Source organism: Lysobacter sp. A421, assembly GCF_054052145.1.
Genome location: NZ_JBSVRL010000001.1, coordinates 1106330 through 1126266 on the forward strand (window position 1 = coordinate 1106330; position 19937 = coordinate 1126266).

Consider the following 19937-nt stretch of genomic DNA (forward strand, 5'->3'; position numbering starts at 1 on the left):
GCTTATGATACCAACAGGCTGATTCCGGAGTTCCCGATGCACCGCACCCTATCGTTGCTCGTCGCCGCCTGCGCGCTTGCCGCCTGCTCCCAGGATCCCGCGCCCCGTGGTGCTGATGCGTTGCCGGTGGCGCCACCGGTCGTGCCCGCCGACAAGGACGCCGCCGCCGCGGAAACCGGCGTCACCCAACTGAGCATCTACAGCGGTGCTTATGACGCCCTCGCCGGGACCGGCCAAGCCCAGGCCGGGATGCCCGGCTACGCCTTGGTGGAGCGGCCGCTGCATTACACGCTCACCGAGGGATTGAATTCGATTTCCGCCACCAGCGTGCCACCGTCGATGGACGTGGAAGCTGCATTGTTGCGCCCCAAATCGAACGGCGTCTCGGTAACGTCACAACGCTACATTGCCGGCCTGCAAAGCACGCAGGATGTCATCGCCCAGATGGTCGGCCACCGTATCGTGGTCGAGCACACCGCCGGCAACGCCAAGCAGACCGATACCGGCGTGTTGCTGGCCGCCAATGCGGGACTGACGCTGGCAATGGGCGATGGCCGGGTCAAGGTCATCAGCGACTACGACAACTTCAGTGTCCTCGACGGCACCCGGCTGTTTCCACGGCAGGCGGAACTTCGATGGACGGTGCGGGCGCAGAACGCCGGCGACGCCGACTTCCTGCTCAGCTATCCGATGGGCGGGATGGCGTGGCGCGCCGAGTACGTGGCGACGCTGGACCCTGCCGACGCCCCGGGTTGCAAGCTGGAGCTGGATGGCGCCGCGATGGTCATCAATCGTGCCGGCGTGGGTTTCGCCGATGCCCGGTTGACCCTGATCGCGGGTGAACCCAACCGGGCGCCGCTGCAGACTCAGCACTATGCGCGACGCAGCAGCGCTGCGGACACCATGGCCTTCGCGGCGGCACCTCCAATGCCCGATCAGCGGACCTCGGCCGAATACCACGCCTACCAACTGCCCGATACCGTCAGCCTGAGCGACGGCGGCACCGAGCGCTTCCCGTTGTTCGCCCACCGCGCCGCGATCGAGTGCGAGCGTGCTTACGTGGTCGATGCCGGTGGGCAGCAAGGGCAGCCACCAAAACCGTTGATCCAACCCAATCGCCAGGGTCGGACCGGCACACTGCCGGTCAACGCCACGGTATCGGTGGACAACACCGAGGCGGCCGGGCTGGGCCAGCCCCTGCCCGCCGGGCGGATCCGGGTGTTCGATGGCGCGGATTTTCTTGGCGAGTCGATGCTGCAACACACGCCCGCCGGGGCCGACATCCGGCTCGAGGTCGGCAAGGTGTTCGACCTGAGCGCCGAGCGTGAGGCCACCGACTTCAAGCTCGACCGGGCCGGCCGCACGATCACCGAGTCGTTCGCCATAGTCCTGGGCAACGCCAAGAAGTCCGACGCGACCATCGAAGTGGTGGAGCAACTGCCGCGTTGGAGCGATTGGGAGATTGTTGCCAGCAGCGTACCCGCGACAAAAAAGGACGCCAACCACGTCGAGTTCCAGGTACCGGTTGCAGCAGGCGGCGAGAGCCGACTGACGTATACCGTCCGCTATCGATGGAGCGCCGGGGACAACCCTTGAGTCTTATCGAGCGCGTCAAACACGGCAGCATCATCGAGTTGAAGCTCGCCCGGCCGCCGGTCAATGCGCTGGAGCCGGGTCTGTGCCGCGAACTGCTTCACGAGCTGAATGCCGCCGTCAGCGCCGGCATCCACGGCATCGTGCTGTCCGGCCAGCCGAAGATATTCTCGGCCGGCCTGGACGTGCCCTACCTGCTCACATTGGGCGATGACCGGGGCGCATTGACCGATGCGTGGCAGGCGTTCTTCGGCGTCGCCCGGGCGCTGGCCTCGTGCCCGGTGCCGGTGGTGGCGGCGATCTCCGGCCATGCGCCTGCCGGTGGCTGCGTGTACGCGCTGTGCTGCGATTACCGGGTCATGGCCGCCGGCGATTACCGCATCGGCCTCAACGAGACCCAGGTCGGCCTGACCGCTCCGGAAGGTGTCCAGCGATTGCTGCGACGCGTGGTCGGCCCACACCGCGCCGAGCGGATGCTGGTCGCCGGCGAGATGGTCGACGCGGCGCGCGCGCTGCAGATCGGGCTGGTGGACGAGCTGGTCGAAATGGACCCGGTCGACGATCCCGATGCCGTCAGCCGACGCGCCCGCGAATGGTTGCAGACGCTGCTGGTGCTGCCGCCCGAAGCGATGCGACACACCCGCCAGATCGCACGCGCCGCGGTGATCGAAGCGCTGCAGCCCGAACACATCGAGCTGGAGCGCTTCGTCAACGCATGGATGGAGCCCGGCACCCAGGCGGCATTGCACGCCATGGTCGCCAAGCTCAAGAAGTAACACCCATCACCGTCATTCCCGCGAAGGCGGGAAGCGCTCCACAACAGCCCAATGGGCTGGTCATCCATGGCTGTTACGTGCGGGAAAACCAAAGTCCATGGATCCCCGCCTTCGCGGGGATGACGGGTTGCCCGGGGTTTGCGGGGTCCGGGATTTTCGGGGATGACGGGTTGCCCGGGGTTTTCGGGGTCCGGGGGTTTTCGGGGATTACGAGTTGCCCCCCGAGGTTTTCCTAGCCGGTTTCGCCCTGGGCAATCGGGCGTTTTGGATCTTCGATCCAGCCGCTCCACGAACCGGTGAACAACCGTGCACCGGGAAAGCCGGCGTGCTCCATCGCGAGCAGGTGGTGGCAGGCGGTGACGCCGGAGCCGCACATCGCCACCACGTCCTGCGGCGTCCTGTCGCCCAGCAAGCCGGCGAACTCGGTTGCCAGTTCCGCGGCCGGCTTGAAGCGACCATCGCGCAGGTTCGCACTGTAGGGGCGATTGATCGCTCCGGGCACGTGGCCGGCGACCTTGTCGATCGGCTCCACCTCGCCGCGAAAGCGCTCTGGCGCGCGCGCGTCGAGCAGCATCCCGCCCTTCGCCAGATGCACCTGTAGCTGCGGGGCATCGAGCAGGCGGTTGCGGTCGAACTGCGCGACGTAGCGGCCCGGTTGTATCCCGGGCAGGCCGGACGCGGTCGGCAGTCCCAGCGTGGCCCAGCCTGACCAGCCGCCGTCGAGCACAGCCACGTCGCGGTGACCCAGCACACGCAGCAGGAACCAGGCGCGTGCCGCCGACAGCGCGCCGTCGCCAGCGTCGTAGATCACGACCTGATCGGTCGGGTCGATACCCCACGTGCCCAGTCGTGCGGTGAAATCCGCAGCATCCGGCCACGGGTGGCGGCCACCGGACTTTCGATGGTCGGACAGGTCGCGATCCAGGTCGGCGAATCGCGCGCCCGGGATGTGGGCCTGCCGGTATGCCGCCTCGCAACTGGCCGGGTCGGCCAATGACGAGCTCGCGTCGAGCACGATCACATCGTCCCGGCCCAGTGCCGCCGATAACGTCTCGGCAGTCACCAGCGTCTGCCACCTGGGTGCGCTTGTGCGCGGTTCCGAATGCCCGGTCATTACACGTTCTCCAGCCGTTGCCGCAAGTTCAACAGGATAAGCGCGGTCGCACCCCAGATCCGCCGATCCGGGTAACGATATTCGTGCAGCAGACGGGTCCGCCCTCGATAGCTGACCTCCACATCCAGCAGATTGGCCGGATCGAGCAGGAACTCCAGTGGCACCTCGAACACCTCGGCGACCTCGCCCGGGTCCGGAACAATCACGTGGGCCGGGTCGATCACCGCCACCACCGGCAATACCCGGAAGCCGGTGATGGTCAACAAAGGATCCAGCAGGCCCAGTGGTGCGATCTGGTCGGCGCCAACACCGATCTCCTCGCCGGTCTCCCGGATCGCCGCTGCAATGCCGTCCTGGTCCCCGGCCTCCACTCGTCCGCCGGGAAAGGCAACCTCGCCACCGTGATGACGCAAGATATCCGTGCGCAGGGTCAGGATGACCTGGGTTGCGTCGGGTCTTGGTACCAGGCCCACCAGCACCGCGGCATCCGCATGCACAGCCGAGGGCGGAAACAGGTCGGACAACCCTTCCTGGTTCCAGCAAGGACCGGTCGGTGGCGCGGCCAGCGGGTACAGCGCGCGCTCCAGGCGAGACGCCTCAGGCAGGCGGTCTATCAGGGACGATCGGTTCATCCCTGCCCGGCTTCGCGTAGCGGCAGCACGTCCTCGATCAGGCGCAGCCGCTCGTCATCGCCCATGGTCGACCAGCGTGCGATCTCGTCGCCGGTGCGGTAGCAGCCTTCGCACCGGCCATGCTGGTCCAGGCAGCACACCCCGGTGCAGGGACTGAGCATGACGGGGAAAGGGACAACCATGGCAGCTCACCACTCATAAAAAAATCGCGCCGGACAAGCCGGCGCGACGGAAACTACGACTTGCAGAAGCACCTGGACGTACTGCTCCAGAGCGTATTACTTGACACTGACCAGCTTGATCTCGAACTGCACGGCCATGTTCGGCGGAATCCCGCTACGTGGGTCCGCACCGTAGGCCTTGTCTGACGGGACAGTGACTTCCCATTTGGAGCCAGCCGGCATCTGCTGCAGCACTTCACGCATGGCCGGCATTTCGACCTCGCTGAGCTTCATCGCCGGCATGGCACGGGCCTGGGCGGCTTCGCCCTGCGGACGCTCGCCCCAGGGGAACGGACCGGCGACCAGCAGTTCCACGCTGCTCGCGTCGGTCGGCTTGGCGCCGTTGCCGCTCTCGACCACACGGTACTGCACGCCGCTGGCCAAGGACTTGACGCCGGACTTGGCCTTGTTCTGGGCGATGAAGGTATCGCTCTTGGTCTTGTTCTCACCGGCGAGCTTGTTCCATTCCGCCTGCGCCTGCTGCGCGCGCGCTTGCTGGCGTTTCTGGAAATTCTCGAACACCGGGCGCAACTGGTCGGCGGAAACGGCCGGCTGGGTCTTTGCCATGGCGTCCTGCAGGCCCTTGGCCACGGACGCAGAGTCCAGTTGCTCTCCCGACGCTACCAGTTGGGCAAAATCATTGCCCGCGTCATAGCCCAACGCGTAGCTCAATTTACCTTTCTCGGATGAGATGTCCTGCGCGAAGGCTTGGCCCGCGGTCAGGGTCAGGGCCGCTACGGCGACCGCAATCAAACGCAACTTCATTCGGTAAAACCTCCGGTGATGGCGCGAAGCGGCGACACCGCCCCGATAGGATGCCCGTATCGGTCAACAGCCCCGATAGGACGCGCTAGGATAACGACGCCAGCGCTTAACCGCCACTGACGACCAATTCAGACAACATGCTGATTTGCAAGTTCCACTCAACACTGTAAACGACCATTCGCCGGAAAACGCCATTCATGTCAAATGCCCCTGCACCCGATTCCATTGTCACCACCGCCGACCACGGCGCGGTCCGTACCATCACCGTCAATCGCCCGGACAAACTGAATGCGTTGAACGCGGCGACGCTGGACGCGCTGCATGTGGCGTTTGATGCGGCCGCAGACGATGCCGGCGTGCGCTGCGTGGTGCTGACCGGCGCTGGCAGCAAGGCGTTCGTCGCCGGCGCCGACATTGCCGAGATGAACGGACTGACGCCGGTTCAGGGCCGTGATTTCTCGCTGCGGGGACAGCGCCTGATGCGACGGGTAGAAAAAATGCCCAAGCCGGTGATCGCGATGATCAATGGCTTCGCGCTCGGCGGCGGCCTGGAACTGGCGATGTGCTGCCACCTGCGCATCGCCGCCGATACCGCCAAGATCGGTCAACCCGAGGTCAACCTTGGCCTCATTCCCGGCTTCGGTGGCACCCAGCGACTGCTGCGGCTGGCCGGACGGGCCGCGACCATGGAGTTGTGCCTGGTGGGCGCGCCGATCGACGCGACGCGGGCACGTGAACTGGGCATCGTCAATCGCACGGTGGCCGCCGCCGACTTGCTGGCCGAAACAATGAAGCTGGCCGCACAACTGGCTGCGTCGGCGCCGCTGGCACTGCGTGGGGTGATCGACTGCATCAATGTCGGCGGCGAATGCGGGATTGAAGAAGGCCTGGAGTACGAGACTGCGCAATTTGGATTGATGTTCTCCACCGACGACATGCGCGAGGGCACCAGCGCGTTCCTTGAACGCCGCAAACCGGCTTTCCAGGGCAGCTGACAGCTCGTGGCCGGGGCCTGCATCTGCGGCTGTGAGGATCCACGCGGGGCCAGCGTGCACCCGGTCGCCATTGCGTTGATGGATGGCGATGTGGACGGCGCCTTGCAGCTCGGACTGCTCAAGGCGATGCCGTGCCCCGGCTGCAGCGTGGACTGCCATACGCGCCTGGTGGCTGCGCGCGCGGACCGCATCCGTGCCCTGGCCGCCCGCGAACGTTTCCGCGCCCGCGATGCGCGTCTTGAGCGTCGCCGCGCCGAGCGCGCGGCGCAACGCAGCGCGCCGGCGCGACCGGCGGAGACCGAAGTGGCCGCGACAGGCGGAACCACCGGCGTGGACCCGTCCCGGCAGCCGGCCCTGCCGGTTGCGGTTGCCGCTGCCCTGGCGCGGGCGAAAGCCAAAGCCGCCGGCAGCCCGGGAACCGGCAGGGCCGGCCGTTGACCCGCCCGGCCCCCCGCAAGCGACCGGCGCGATCACGGCTGACCGGGGTCGAAATCGATGCGGTGTTCGCACGCTTGCGACAGCTCAATCCACACCCGACCACCGAGCTGGAATTCACCACACCCTATGAACTGCTGGTGGCCGTGACGCTGTCGGCGCAAGCCACCGATGTGGGCGTCAACAAGGCCACCCGCAAGTTGTATGCGGTCGCCAACACGCCGGAGCAGATCGCGGCTCTTGGGGTGGACGGGTTGAAGCCGTACATCGCCACCATCGGCCTGTACAACACCAAGGCCGCCAACGTGGTGGCGATGGCGCGGTTGTTGCTGGACCATCACGGCGGCGAGGTTCCGCATGACCGCACCGCGCTGGAGGCGCTACCCGGCGTGGGCCGCAAGACCGCCAACGTGGTCTTGAACACGGCATTCGGGGAGCCGACGATGGCGGTCGATACGCATATCTTCCGGGTCTCCAACCGCACCGGTCTGGCGCCCGGCAAGACCGTGCGCGCGGTCGAGGACATCCTGGTGCGCGTGATCCCGCCAGAGTATCTGCGCGACGCCCACCACTGGCTGATCCTGCACGGCCGTTATGTCTGCAAGGCGCGCACGCCGGACTGCCCCCATTGCGCGATCCGCGACATCTGCCGTTACAAGGACAAGACCCCGGGCGAACCGGTCCCGGCAACCACGGGCACCTGACGCATCAATCGTGGCGGCGTTCGCGCAGCCACTTGGTCGCGATCCACTTCTCACCCTCGACCACCGGCGCGCCCGCATGCAGCGAGCGCGTCATCGGATGCGGGCGGTCGTAGCTGAAGAACACCGCGTTGCCCTTGACCGCAGCGACTTCGAGATTGGCCTCGGGGAACGTGGTCGCGCCACCGCGCTGCGGGGTGTTGAGGTACATCACCAGCGAGCCGACCCGCTGCCCGCCGCGCGCCAGCGATGCCGCCGAACCCGGCCAGGCCGGATCTAAGTAGTCGTGGTGCGGCCGGTACTGCGCGCCCGGCCCGTAGCGCAGGATCTGCAGCGCTTCGCCGTTCTCCAGTGGCCAGTCGAGCAACGCCGCGATGCGTGCCTCGATCCGCTTGCACAGGGGGTTGCCGCCGCGCGGGAAGAACGTGCCGGCGCTGGTGCGATCCACGTGCACCTCGTCGCCGCCACTGTCCGGGTCGAGGACGGTCGAACGCTTCAGCTTTGGTCGCGACATCTCCACCAGTTCGTCGCATTCGTCGTCACCCAGCAGGCCGCCGAACACGATCACCCGCGGCAGCAGCAGGCTCGCCAGGACGCACACCTCGTGGTCGCCCACCTGCAATGCCGACGGACCGTTGAGTTCGATCGGCGACGGCACCGGCACCGACGGCGGCAACCCGCTGTCACGCGCGTGCGAATCGAGCCATTCGCGCACCACCGATTCGACCGCCTCGCTCGCCTCGCCCTGCTCCCAGCCGTCCTCCAACAAGGGTTGCAGCAGCATGTCGGGCGGCTGTCCCGCACGTGCCTGGCCAAGGATCCATTCGACGGTGTCGGGGGCGAGTTCTCGCTTCATGACGCCAGTGTGACCGAGCTTGATTGCAGCTTCTTTACGCATCGGCTGGATCAAAAAGCCGCGGTTGCTGAAGCCGGGCTGTCACAAACCGGGCCTATAAAGATTTCCTGAAACTTCGCTACGGGACGCGGAGAGACCCGGTCGCAATGGAAAGTGCCGGTTGACCGATCTGTTTCCCGTGGATTGACCCAACCCGTGACCGGAGAGATCGTGCAAATGGCTGCTTCCAGCAATTCCAAGACCCTGTTGATGACCCTGGCCGCGGCCTTCGCGCTCAGCGCGTGTGGTGGTGGTTCCGACAACGTGGCCTCGCCGGGCGAAGGCGCGTTCCCGCCGCCGCCGGCCACCACGCCTCCGCCGACCACCCCACCCCCGACCACGCCGCCGCCGACCACCCCGCCGCCGACGGCGGCCGAGTGCCCGACCGGCACCACCGATGTCGGCGAAGTCGCCGGCCTGCTCAACTGCCAGCTGCCCTCACGCATCGTCGGCGAGTTGCTGGTCCCGAAGATCGACGGTGTGGTGTACTCGGTCAACGGCCGCACCGATGTCGGCATGGACATGGGCGGTGACGCCGCCAACCCGGCACCGGGCGCGAACAAGGGCACCCTGACCCTCGAGCCGGGCGTGACCGTGTTCGGCTCCGCCGGCGCCGACTTCCTGATGGTCAACCGCGGCTCGCAGATCTTCGCCGAAGGCACCGCGACCGAGCCGGTGGTATTCACCAGTCGCCAGAGCGTCGAAGGCAGCACAGACATCGACTCGATCGGCCAGTGGGGCGGCCTCGTGCTGCTCGGCCGTGCCGCGATCAGCACCTGCCCGGGCACCGCGCAGCCGGGCACGGCCACCTGCGAGGCGCAGGTCGAAGGCGCCAACGGCTACTACGGCGGCAACGACGACGCCGACAACACCGGCGTGCTGAAGTACGTCCGCGTGATGCACTCCGGCTTCGAGGTCCTGCCGGACGTCGAACTCAACGGCATCACACTGGCCGGTCTGGGCAACGGCACCACGATCGACCACGTGCAGGTGCACAACAGCTCCGACGACGGCTTCGAGTGGTTCGGCGGCACGGTCAATGCCACCCACCTGGTCGGCACCGGCAACGACGACGACACCTTCGATACCGATTCCGGCTTCCGCGGCGGCATCCAGTTCGGCCTGATCGTGCAGCGTGCCGGCGGCGGCGACCGCATGAACGAGATGAGCTCGCAGGACCTGCCGTACCGCTCGGAGTCCAACTTCGCCAACGTCACCTTCGTCGGCGCCGGCCATGACAACGCGGTGGTGCTGAACCAGGGCACCCTTGTGGGCTACTACAACGCCGTATTCACCGGCGCGCCGGGCTGCATCGAGTTCCAGTCGGCCACCAGCGAAGGCACGTTCAATTCGGTTTACGCCTCCTGCGCCGAACTCGCCGGCGGCGTTCCGAACAGCGACGGCACGCCCGGCTCGTCGGCATTCAACGCCAATGTCGAGGCGGCCTTCGCCGCCGACACCAACAACGCCACCGGCACCTCGACCCTGACCGCCGGCTTCATCAACGGCGCCAACGAGGCGGCGGTCCCGGCCTATGCCGGCCTCGCCTCGATCAACGCGTCCTTCGTCGACGTCGACTACATCGGCGCGGTCAAGGATGCGAATGACACCTGGTGGCAGGGCTGGACCTGCGGCCTGACCGCCGACGACTGCTGAGCGGCGACAACGGGTGTGGTGGCCGCGGCCACCACACCACGGGAAACGGGGTCGGTGTCCGCGACCCCGGGCCCCCATCGATGCCGCGGCAGTGCCGCGGCATCGACTTATTCGGACGCACCGAACCCATTGAAAGGCTGCCACTCATGAAGCTCACACCCGCCCGTACGGGCCTGTTCCTGGCGATCTCGGCCCTGCTGATGCCCACCATCGCGTTGGCCCAGTCCGTCCAGACCGCTCCGCAATCGCAGTCCACCCCAGTCTCCGCAGCCACCGCCGCCGCGGCTGCGCCGATGCAGGCGACCAGCCTGGACGCCGTCCAGGTCCAGGGCGAATACATCCCGGAGCCGATGCTGCTCAGCTCGGCGGTCATGACCCACGTCTCCAGGGAAGACCTCGAGCGCCAGGGCGACAGCACCGCAGCCGATGCGCTCCGGCGCGTGGCGGGCATCAGCCTCAACCATGGCCGCTACGTCTACGTGCGCGGCCTCAACGAGCGCTACTCCTCCGCCCTGCTCAACAACTCGCCGCTGCCCAGCCCCGAACCGCTGAAGCGCGTGGTGCCGCTGGACCTGTTCCCGACCAACGTACTGCAGACCATCGAGGTGGTGAAGACCTACTCGGCGAGCATGCCGGGCGAGTTCGGCGGCGGCACCATCAACCTGTCGAGTGCGGTGATCCCCGAGGAGGCATTCCTCGATCTCAAGATCGGTACCGGTGGCAACAGCGAGACCACCTTCCAGGCCGGCCTGACCCATTACGGCGGCGGCGACTCCGACTACTTCGGTTATGACGACGGCACCCGCAAGATGACTGCTGAGCTGAAGGACGCGATCGCCACCGGCAACCGCATCACCCCGGGGCGCGACTTCAGCAGCGACGAGGTCAAGAAGATCGCGCGCAGCTTCACCAATGCCCCGCTCAACCTGCTGCAGGCGACCGACAGCATCGACCCGGACTTCAACGCCGAGATCAGCATGGGCAACGCCTATGACGTCGGCGGCGGCGCGCGGCTCGGCCTGGTCGCCACCGCTGCAATGAAGAACAGCTGGCAAACCCAGCTCGGCGTGCAGCAGGACGGCGCGGTCGAGAATGGCGCGATGACGGTGCAGAGCGACTACGAGTTCATGTCGACCACCAACAACGCCACCATCAACGGCCTGTTCGGCGCGGCGGTCGACTGGGACGGTCATCGGATCGGCCTGATGACGATGTACGTCCACGACACCGACAAGGAGACCCGCAGCAGCGAGGGCTACAGCCTGCTGACCGGCGACAACGTTCGTGACGACACCAGCCACTGGTTCGAGCGCGAGATGATCAACACCCAGCTGACCGGCAAGCACGCGTTCGGCGAGTACCGCGACCTGGAGATCGACTGGCGCGCCAGCCACTCGCGGGCCAGCCGCGACGCGCCGTACGAGAAGGGCTTCCGCTACCGCGAGGACGCCGACGGCTTCTGGCAGCACGACGCCTCGCAGGCGCAGAACTACACCCGCTTCAGCCAGGTCAACGAGCGCGTCGACAACGCCGGCGTGGACGTCAGCTGGCGCCTGCCGACCGAGCGCGATATCACCGTGAACTTCGGCGGTGCCTGGTCCGAAACCGAGCGTGATGCGGTCTCGCGCGAGTTCCGCTTGCTGTCGCTCGGCAACCTGCCGTTCTACGAGCGCTACCAGCGGCCCGACTACCTCCTGTCGGACTACAACATCAGCCAGGGCTACCTGACCCTGCGCGAGACCACCGGTGGCACCGGCGCGGCCGCGTATGACGCCTCGCTTGAAACCAGCGCGGTGTACATCGAGGCCGAGTCGCAGCTGACCGGCACCGTGCGCGCCACCGTCGGCGTGCGCTACGAGGACGCGACCCAGCAGGTGCGGCCAATCGACCTGTTCAACGAAGGCCAGCCACTGCCGACCGCGGCACCGCTGGAGAACGACTACTTCCTGCCGGCGTTCGCGCTCACCTGGAACTTCGCCGAGAACCAGCAATTGCGGTTTGCCGCGTCGCAAACCATCGCCCGGCCGCAGTTCCGCGAGCTGGCGCCGCAGCAGTACCTCGACCTCGACAGCGACCGTCTCGTCATCGGCAACCCGTTCCTGGTCGACAGCGAGCTGCTCAACCTCGACCTGCGCTACGAGTGGTACTTCGACCAGGGCGAGTACTTCAGCGCCGGTCTGTTCTACAAGGACATCGACAAGCCGGTGGAAATGGTGCTCAACGGCCGCTCGGGATCGAGCTGGCAGCAGAGCTTCATCAACGCCCCATCGGCGCTGGTGTATGGCGTGGAGCTGGACTTCCGCAAGTACTTCGGCAGCCCGTTCGACTGGGCCGGTGACAGCCGCCTGTTCCTGGGCACCAACTACACCTGGTCGGATTCGGAAGTACAGGTCGAGGACGGCGACGTCGCCTACACCCTTGCCGGCAACGGCCGCCCACAGGCCGCCTCCGAGCTGGTGCTCGATGGCAGCCGCCTGCAGGGCCAGTCGGAGCATCTGGCCAACTTGCAGCTGGGCATCGAGAACCCGGAAACCGGTAGCCAGGCCACGCTGCTGTTCGGCTACGCCAGCGAGCGCATCAACGCCCGCGGCATCAACGGCTACTCGCCCGACGGCATCGTGGTGGTCCAGCCCGACTACATCCAGGAGCCGGGCACCACGGTCGACCTGGTGCTGAAGAAGGGCTTCCGGCTCTGGGACACCGACATGACCGTGGGCTTCGAGGCCCGCAACCTGTTGGGGGAGGAGTACAGCGAGTACCAGGAGTTCGGCGGCGGTCGCGCCGACGTGATGCGCTACGACCTGGGCACCAGCTATTCGTTCGAGATCAGCGCCTCGTTCTGAGGCACCCGAGTGCAGTGGCCGGCGCTTGGGGAAGTGGCCGGACGCAGCGGCCCGGCGGGGAAACCTGCCGGGCTTTTTAATGCCGCCGCGAAACATGACAGTCACCGCAACCTTATGTGTCAACTGCAATCAAACCGTAACCAAACCATCTCATCCTGTGCGCACGCCTGACATATCGGTGTCCCGGCCTCCACAGGACCCAAGCTCTTGCTCCTCAACCGGTTTTCCTACGACCAGATCACCCAGCGGCGCACCCGGCTTCCGGTCGCGGTGGAACTGGTGCTGGTGACGCTGCTGGCACTGCAGGTGGCCCGGCTGGTCTGGGTGGCGTTGATCCCCACCGGGCCGATCGGCAGCGCGATGGCCGGGCCGGCGATTGCCATTGAAACGTCCCCATCCCTGCCTCTGACCGATGTGTTCTTCCGCTCCGCGCGCACTCCCGCCAGCGCAAGCGGCGAAGCACTCGGCTACACCCTGTTCGGCGTGCGCAGCGAGGGTGGCCCTGCTTCGGCAACGCCCGGCTCGGCGATCCTCGGCAAGGATGGCGAACAGGTGTCGTACGCGGTCGGCCGCGAGATTGCCCCGGGCATCGTGCTGGAATCGGTCGGCGCCGAGCACGCGGTGCTGGCCGCCAACGGTGCCCGGCACCGGTTGGAGTTGCCGCCACTTGCTACCACGGGCGCCGCGCCCGCAGCGAAGACGCTGCCGGTCGGCAATCCCAAGCCGACGGCACCGCCAGCCAAGCCCGCCGCCCCGACCACATCGACCAGTGCCCCGGCCTTGCCGCCCCAATCACCGTCCCCGACCGGCCTCACCGAGAACCCGGGTGGCGGCTACGAAATCACCGCAGGCGCCAGCGCGTCACTGCTACGACCCGCCGGCCTTCGGCCCGGCGACGTGGTGCTGTCGGTCAACGGACGCCCGCTCGACCCTGCCCGATTGGCGGGACTGCAGGATGAACTGAAAGGCCAGACTCAATTGACCATCCAGTACCAACGCGACGGCAAGACCCACACCACCAGCATGCAGGCACCCCGGTGAGCCGTCTCTTCCCCGCCGTCTTGCTCGCCCTCGCGTTGGCGCTGCAACCGATGCATCCGGCGGTCGCCCAGTCGGGCGCCGAGCCGGACGCGTTCAACGTGCGCAACGCGGACATCCGCGCCTTCATCCAGGACGTGGCCCGCGCGACCGGCACCAACTTCATCGTCGATCCGCGCGTGCAGGGCACGGTCAACTTCTCCAACGACCAGCCCATGAGCGAGTCGGAGCTGCTCGGCGTGCTGCTGACGATCCTGCGCGCCAACGGCCTGATCGCGGTGCCGGCGGGCGCCGACACCTACCGAGTCGTCCCCGACGACACCGCCGCGCAGCAGCCGCGTTCGGCCGGCGGCGGCGCGACCGGTTTCGCGACCGACATCATTCCCCTGCAGCGGGTCGACGCGCGCATCGCCGCGGAGACCATCAAGCCGCTGGTCGGCCGCGGCGGCGTGGTCATCGCCACCACCCAGGGCAACAGCTTGCTGGTGGCTGACTACGCCGACAACCTGCGCCGGATCCGCGGGTTGATCGCGCAGATCGACAGCGACCGCGCCTCGATCGACACCGTCACCCTGCGTAACAGTTCGGCGCGCGAGATCGCCGCCACAGTCAACCAGTTGTTCGGCATGGGCGGGGCCGAAGGCGGCAACGCGGCGATGTCGATCCTGCCGGTGCCGAGCAGCAACTCGATCGTGGTCCGCGGCAGTCCGGCGGTGATCCAGCGGGTGGTGCAGATGGTGCTGGAGCTCGACCGCCGCGCCGAAAGCACCGGCGACCTGCACGTGGTCCAGCTGCAGCACGCCAGCGCGGAACAGTTGTTGCCGGTATTGCAGCAACTGGTGGGGCAGCCCACCGAAGCAACGGGCGACACCGGTGCGCAAACCCGGATCAGCGCCGGCCCATCGGGCACCAGCATCGATACCAGCCAGGGCCAGCTGATCTCGGCGGTGCCGGGCAAGCGCCCGACCCTGGTCCGCGCGCCCGGCCAGAACGCACTGATCATCAACGCCGATCCGGAAACCCAGCGCACCCTGCTGGGCGTGATCAAGCAACTCGACGTGCGGCGCCAGCAGGTGTTGGTCGAGGCGATCGTGGTCGAGATCTCCGACGATGCCGCCCGCGAACTCGGCGCGCAGATCGCCGTGGCCAACAAGGACGGCGTGCCGTTCGGGATCAGCCAGTTCCGCAACTCCGGCCCGGGTATTACCGAGCTCGCCGGCGCGGCGCTGCTGAAGGACGACGATTCCGCCCTCGCCAAGACCGCGCGCAACGCCGCAATGCAATCGTTGCTCGGGCTGACCGGTGGGCTGGCGGGGATCGCGGGCAGCGCCGGCGACACCCTGTTCGGGCTGATCATCAACGCGGTCAAGAGCGACAACGGTTCCAACCTGCTGTCGACGCCGTCGATCATGACCCTGGACAACGAGCCGGCGCGGATCCTGGTTGGCCAGGAAGTGCCGATCACCTCGGGCGAAGTGCTTGGCGACGGCAACTCCAACCCGTTCCGCACCATCGAGCGTCAGGACGTCGGCATCCAGTTGGAAGTCACCCCGCAGATCAACGCCGGCGGCGGCATCACCCTGCAGCTGCGGCAGGAAGTGTCGTCGGTCGCCGGGCCGGTCTCGGCCGACTTCAACGAGCTGATCCTCAACAAACGCGAGATCGAGACCCGGGTGCTGGTCGACGACGGCGCGATCGTCGTGCTCGGCGGTCTGCTCGACCAGGCCGAGCGCAGTTCGGTTGAAAAGGTGCCGCTGCTGGGCGACATCCCGATCCTCGGCAGCCTGTTCCGCTCCACCGCCCGGTCGAAGGACAAGACCAACCTGATGGTCTTCATCCGCCCGACCATCGTCGGCGGGCCGGAGGATGCCCAGCGCGTGACCGCGCCGCGCTACGACTACATGCGCAACTCGCAACTGCAGCTGGACGATTCGGGACAGCGCGAGGCGGCACTCGACGTACTGGTGCGCGACTACCTGCGCACCCACCCGCCGGTAGCGCCGGCATCGGCGCCGGCAGCGTCCCTCCAACCGTCATCCCTTCAACCGTCACCCCCCCAACCGTCATCCCTCCAACCGTCATCCCTCCCGCCGTCATCCCCGCGAAAGCGGGGATCCAGTGACGGAGAGGCAGCCACCAGGTCGCTGGATTCCCGCGTTCGCGGGAATGACGAACAAGAGCAACGCGACACCGAGGCCGGGCCGCCCCATGAATAACAACACCTTGGGTCACACCCGGTGACAAAGCCCGCGCCGTCGCTGCCCTACGCATTCGCCAAGCGGCACGGCGTGGTCGTGCTCGACGGCGCGGCCGATGCGGAATCGATCCATGTCGGCCTGCGCGAGGACGCCACGGCGACGGCGCTGATCGAGGTCCGTCGCACGCTCGGACGACCACTGCAGGTTGCGCGGCTGCCGCGCGCCGCGTTCGACCGCAAGCTGTCGGAGGTCTACGCCGACGCCGGCCTTGGCACCACCGAGGCGGTCGACCAGCTCGACATGCACGGCAGCCTGGATTCGCTGGTCGAGGACATCCCGGCCACCGCCGACCTGCTGGAAAGCCAGGACGACGCGCCGATCATCCGCCTGATCAACGGCCTCATCGCCGAGGGCGCGCGGCTGGGCGCCTCCGACATCCATATCGAGCCGTCCGAGGCCGCGCTGCGGGTGCGCTTCCGGATCGACGGCGTGATGCGCGAGGCAGTCAGCCTGTCGAGCCGGATCGCGCCGCTGCTGGTATCGCGGGTCAAGGTGATGGCGCGGCTCGACATCGCCGAGAAGCGCATCCCGCAGGACGGCCGCATCTCGGTGGCGATGGGCGCCAAGGCGCTCGACGTGCGCGTCTCCACCCTGCCCGCACGCGGCGGCGAGCGGGTGGTGCTGCGCATCCTCGACAGGGACCAGGGCACGCTGACACTGGAACAGCTCGGCATGCCGGCCGCGGTCGAGGCCGCGTTCAACAAGGCCTTGCACGTGCCCAACGGCATCGTGCTGGTGACCGGCCCGACCGGCTCCGGCAAGACCACCACCCTGTATGCCGGGCTGGCGCTGCTCAACGACGGCAGCCGCAACATCCTGACCGTGGAGGACCCGGTCGAGTACGCGATGGACGGCATCGGCCAGACCCAGGTCAACACCAAGGTCGGCATGACCTTCGCCGCCGGCCTGCGCGCGATCCTGCGACAGGATCCGGACGTGGTAATGGTTGGCGAGATCCGCGACCCCGAGACCGCGCAGATCGCGGTGCAGGCCAGCCTGACCGGCCACCTGGTGCTGTCGACCGTGCACACCAACGACGCGGTCGGCGCGATCACCCGGCTCAGGGACATGGGGATGGAACCGTTCCTGCTCGCCTCGACCATGCGCCTGGTCCTGGCGCAGCGGCTGGTGCGGCGGTTGTGCACGCACTGCCGCGCACCGCGTCCGGCCGATGCACTGGGCCACCGGCTGATGGGCCGCGACTTCGACGGCATCCTCTACCAGGCCGTCGGCTGCCCGCGCTGCAACCACACCGGCTACGCCGGACGGATGGGCGTGTACGAGGCCATCACCATCGACGACGAAATGCGCCGACTGATCGGCGACAACGCCGCCGAAGACACCCTCGCCCGCGCCGCATTCGCCCGCGCCGACCGGCTTGCGGGATCGGCGCGCGCCGCGGTCGCCAGTGGCGCGACCACGCTGGAGGAAGCGCTGCGGGTGACCCGCGACGACGACAACCACACGACGCAGGCCGGGGGCGCCAGCCATGCCGGCGTTTGACTTCGACGCCCTCGACGAGCGCGGTCGCAACCGCAGTGGCCGGCTCGATGCGGCCGACCCGAACGACGCTCGCGCGCGGCTGCAACGCCGGCGCCTGGTGCCGGTCCGGCTGGAGCCGGCCCGCGCCGGCGGCGATCCGACGCCGGGCGGGTCGCTCGCGGGCGCCTTCGACCGCTTCACCACCAAGGACGTCGCCCTGGTCACCCGCCAGCTCGCGACGCTGGTCTCCGCCGCGCCACTGGAAGAGGCGCTGCGCACGATCGGCGCGCAGGCCGAGAAGCGCGCGGTGCGACGGGTACTGATGGCCACCCACGCGCAGGTGCTGGAAGGCTTCCGCCTGTCCGACGCGATGGCGCGCCAGGGCAAGGCGTTCCCGCCGCTGTACCGGGCGATGGTCGCCGCCGGCGAAGGCTCGGGCGCGCTGCCCGACATCCTCGAGCGCCTCGCCGACCTGCTCGAACGCGAGCAGCAGGTCCGCGGCAAGCTGGTCACCGCGCTGGTCTACCCGGCGGCGCTGGCGCTGACCGCGGTCGCGGTGGTGATCGCGCTGATGGCGTTCGTGGTGCCCAAGGTGGTCGAGCAGTTCGACTCGATGGGCCGCGAGCTGCCGATGCTGACCAAAGTCGTGATTGGCATCTCCGACCTGATGACCGACTGGGGCCTGCTGGCACTGGTGCTGCTCGGCCTGGGCGCGGTGGCGTTCACGCGAATGATGCAACGCCCGGCGTTCCGCCTGCGCTTCGACGCGCTGGTGTTGAAGACGCCATTGCTCGGCCGCCTGGTCCGCGACGTCCATGCCGCGCAGATGGCGCGCACGCTGTCGATCATGCTCGCCAGCGGCCTGCCGATGATGGAGGGCCTGGTCATCACCGCGCGCACCGTGCACAACCGGGTACTGCGCGCGGCGGCCGACACCATGGTCGCCTCGATCCGCGAAGGCGGCAGCCTGTCGAGCGCGATGCGGCGCGCCGGGGTGTTCCCGCCGACGCTGCTGTACATGACCGGCAGCGGCGAGAACAGCGGCCGCCTGGCGCCGATGCTGGAGCGCGCCGCCGACTACCTCGAACGTGAATTCAACACCTTCACCTCGGTCGCGATGAGCCTGTTGGAGCCGATCATCATCGTCGTCCTGGGCGGCGTGGTCGCGGTGATCGTGCTCGCGATCCTGCTGCCGATCCTGCAGTTCAATTCCCTGGTCCTTGGTTGAGGAAACCCCATGCACGCCACACGCACCCTGCGCCGCCGCTACAAAAATGCCGGCTTCACTCTGGTCGAACTGATGGTGGTGATCGTCATCATCGGCCTGCTCGCCACCGTGGTGATGATCAACGTGATGCCCAGCCAGGACCGCGCGATGGTCGAGAAGGCCCGCGCCGACGTGTCGGTGCTGGAGCAGGCGGTCGAGACGTATCGGCTGGAGAACCTGGTCTACCCGCGCACCGAGCACGGGCTCGACGCCCTGCTGCGCGCGCCGGCCGGGTTGGCGCGTCCCGAACGCTACCGCCGCGGCGGTTACATCCGCCGCCTGCCGACCGACCCGTGGGGCAACCCGTACCAGTACCGCCAGCCCGGCGAGCGCGGCGCGTTCGACATCTATTCGTTCGGCGCCGATGGCGCGGCCGGTGGCGAAGCCGACAACACCGACATCGGCAACTGGAACTGACCGTTGTCGCGCCAGCCCACCTGTTCGCGGCTCCCTGCGCGCCTGCGCGGCTTCACGTTGGTGGAGCTGACGGTGGTGCTGGTGATCGTCGGGCTGATGGGCGTGGCGGTGTTGCTGACCGCGCCGGGTGACGCCAACACCCTCTCGCGGGAAGCCGACGCCCTCGCCGCGCGGCTGGTGCGCGCGCAGGAGGAGGCGATCATGACCACCCGCGCGGTGCAGGTGGTCGTCGATGCAGGGGGCTATGCATTCGCACGGCAAAGCTTCGGTCAATGGCAGTCGCTGGACGAGGGTCCATTCGAGCCGGTGGCGTGGGCCGAGGGCACCACCGCCGTGCTCGATGGCGATCGCGAACAGGTCAGCTTCCGCTTCGAACCGACCGGTGGCGGGCGCGAGGAACAGGTCCGACTGGCGCGTAACGGGCAGCAGCTCCGGGTCGGCGTGGACGCCGCCGGCGAGGTCAAGGTCGATGCGCCGCGCTGATCGGCCCGCGCCGGGCTTCTCGCTGATCGAGATGCTGGTCGCGATGGCGGTGTTCAGCCTGATCGCGATGGCGTTGTTGAACCTGGCCGGCGAGAACACCCGCACCGCCGTGGTGATCGAGGAGCGCGTGCTGGCCGGCGTGGTCGCCGACAACCGCGCGGTCGAGGCGATGCTGGCGACGCCCTCGCAACTGGCCGCACAGTCCGCCGGCACCGAGTCCGCCGGCGACCGCGACTGGCGCTGGACCCGCACCGTCAGCCCGACCGACATGGCCGCGATCGTCCGGATCGACGTCACCGTGATGCCCGCCGGCGAGGACCGCATCGCCGCGGAAGCCAGCGTGTTCCGGAGCGTGCAATGAACGTA

General features: G+C 67.8%; 16 protein-coding genes and 2 pseudogenes. 14 read left to right on the forward strand and 4 right to left on the reverse strand.

What is annotated here, in order from left to right; all coding sequences use genetic code 11:
• Nucleotides 1–36 precede the first annotated feature (36 nt).
• Together ACW7G6_RS04990 and ACW7G6_RS04995 are read left to right on the forward strand one after the other, a co-directional pair.
• Nucleotides 37–1596 (forward strand): DUF4139 domain-containing protein, encoded by a 1560-nt coding sequence (locus ACW7G6_RS04990; RefSeq protein WP_456997665.1) that lies wholly within the window; start codon nt 37–39, stop codon nt 1594–1596.
• Entirely contained in the window at nt 1572–2369 is a 798-nt protein-coding gene (locus ACW7G6_RS04995; protein ID WP_456997666.1) for an enoyl-CoA hydratase/isomerase family protein, read from the forward strand. The genes ACW7G6_RS04990 and ACW7G6_RS04995 overlap by 25 nt, the downstream gene beginning before the upstream one ends.
• Before the next feature lie 232 nt (nt 2370–2601).
• Here the strand turns inward: ACW7G6_RS04995 and ACW7G6_RS05000 are convergent, their stop codons facing one another.
• The 3 genes and pseudogenes from ACW7G6_RS05000 to ACW7G6_RS05010 all read right to left on the reverse strand — a co-directional run bounded on the left by ACW7G6_RS05000 (nt 2602) and on the right by ACW7G6_RS05010 (nt 5101).
• Complete coding sequence (locus ACW7G6_RS05000) at nt 2602–3483, reverse strand: sulfurtransferase (RefSeq protein WP_456997667.1); 882 nt, start codon at nt 3481–3483, stop codon at nt 2602–2604.
• Nucleotides 3483–4297, reverse strand: a pseudogene (locus ACW7G6_RS05005) (NUDIX hydrolase). Before ACW7G6_RS05005 ends, ACW7G6_RS05000 begins: the two are co-directional and overlap by 1 nt.
• 96 nt (nt 4298–4393) lie before the next feature.
• A complete protein-coding gene (locus tag ACW7G6_RS05010) occupies nt 4394–5101 on the reverse strand; it encodes an FKBP-type peptidyl-prolyl cis-trans isomerase N-terminal domain-containing protein (RefSeq protein WP_456979748.1) in 708 nt (235 codons plus the stop codon).
• A 197-nt stretch (nt 5102–5298) separates the two neighbouring features.
• Between ACW7G6_RS05010 and ACW7G6_RS05015 the strand changes: the two genes are divergently transcribed.
• The 3 genes from ACW7G6_RS05015 to nth all read left to right on the forward strand — a co-directional run bounded on the left by ACW7G6_RS05015 (nt 5299) and on the right by nth (nt 7235).
• Complete coding sequence (locus tag ACW7G6_RS05015) at nt 5299–6096, forward strand: enoyl-CoA hydratase/isomerase family protein (RefSeq protein WP_456979749.1); 798 nt, start codon at nt 5299–5301, stop codon at nt 6094–6096.
• 78 nt (nt 6097–6174) lie between these two features.
• Nucleotides 6175–6534, forward strand: a complete 360-nt coding sequence (locus ACW7G6_RS05020; RefSeq protein ID WP_456997718.1) for a hypothetical protein — start codon at nt 6175–6177, stop codon at nt 6532–6534.
• Nucleotides 6531–7235, forward strand: a complete 705-nt coding sequence (nth, locus tag ACW7G6_RS05025; RefSeq protein ID WP_456997668.1) for an endonuclease III — start codon at nt 6531–6533, stop codon at nt 7233–7235. The genes ACW7G6_RS05020 and nth overlap by 4 nt, the downstream gene beginning before the upstream one ends.
• 4 nt (nt 7236–7239) lie before the next feature.
• On the opposite strand, the gene ACW7G6_RS05030 is transcribed toward nth, so the two are convergent.
• Complete coding sequence (locus ACW7G6_RS05030; RefSeq protein WP_456997669.1) at nt 7240–8088, reverse strand: 2OG-Fe(II) oxygenase; 849 nt, start codon at nt 8086–8088, stop codon at nt 7240–7242.
• Nucleotides 8089–8304: 216 nt separating this feature from the next.
• Here ACW7G6_RS05030 and ACW7G6_RS05035 point away from each other — a divergent pair, with 216 nt between their 5' ends.
• The 9 genes and pseudogenes from ACW7G6_RS05035 to gspI all read left to right on the forward strand — a co-directional run bounded on the left by ACW7G6_RS05035 (nt 8305) and on the right by gspI (nt 19932).
• Complete coding sequence (locus ACW7G6_RS05035) at nt 8305–9783, forward strand: hypothetical protein (protein WP_456979752.1); 1479 nt, start codon at nt 8305–8307, stop codon at nt 9781–9783.
• A 146-nt stretch (nt 9784–9929) separates the two neighbouring features.
• The gene (locus ACW7G6_RS05040; RefSeq protein WP_456997670.1) at nt 9930–12626 is read left to right on the forward strand and encodes a TonB-dependent receptor domain-containing protein; all 2697 of its coding nucleotides are present in this window, start codon (nt 9930–9932) and stop codon (nt 12624–12626) included.
• 207 nt (nt 12627–12833) lie between these two features.
• The gene (locus ACW7G6_RS05045) at nt 12834–13667 is read left to right on the forward strand and encodes a type II secretion system protein N (protein WP_456979754.1); all 834 of its coding nucleotides are present in this window, start codon (nt 12834–12836) and stop codon (nt 13665–13667) included.
• Between the two features lie 50 nt (nt 13668–13717).
• Nucleotides 13718–15727 (forward strand): annotated as a pseudogene (gene gspD / locus ACW7G6_RS05050) (type II secretion system secretin GspD); the annotation flags it as partial.
• A 174-nt stretch (nt 15728–15901) separates the two neighbouring features.
• Entirely contained in the window at nt 15902–17425 is a 1524-nt protein-coding gene (gspE, locus tag ACW7G6_RS05055) for a type II secretion system ATPase GspE (protein WP_456979755.1), read from the forward strand.
• Nucleotides 17412–18632 carry a type II secretion system inner membrane protein GspF gene (gene gspF / locus ACW7G6_RS05060; protein WP_456979756.1) on the forward strand — a complete coding sequence of 407 codons (1221 nt, stop codon included), beginning with the start codon at nt 17412–17414 and terminating at the stop codon, nt 18630–18632. Before gspE ends, gspF begins: the two co-directional genes overlap by 14 nt.
• A 9-nt stretch (nt 18633–18641) precedes the next feature.
• On the forward strand, nt 18642–19088 hold the full coding sequence (gspG, locus tag ACW7G6_RS05065) for a type II secretion system major pseudopilin GspG (protein WP_456979757.1): 447 nt from the start codon (nt 18642–18644) through the stop codon (nt 19086–19088).
• A 3-nt stretch (nt 19089–19091) separates the two neighbouring features.
• Nucleotides 19092–19571, forward strand: coding sequence for a GspH/FimT family pseudopilin (locus tag ACW7G6_RS05070; RefSeq protein ID WP_456979758.1), 480 nt, complete (start codon nt 19092–19094; stop codon nt 19569–19571).
• On the forward strand, nt 19558–19932 hold the full coding sequence (gene gspI, locus ACW7G6_RS05075; protein ID WP_456979759.1) for a type II secretion system minor pseudopilin GspI: 375 nt from the start codon (nt 19558–19560) through the stop codon (nt 19930–19932). The genes ACW7G6_RS05070 and gspI overlap by 14 nt, the downstream gene beginning before the upstream one ends.
• Nucleotides 19933–19937: the final 5 nt, after the last annotated feature.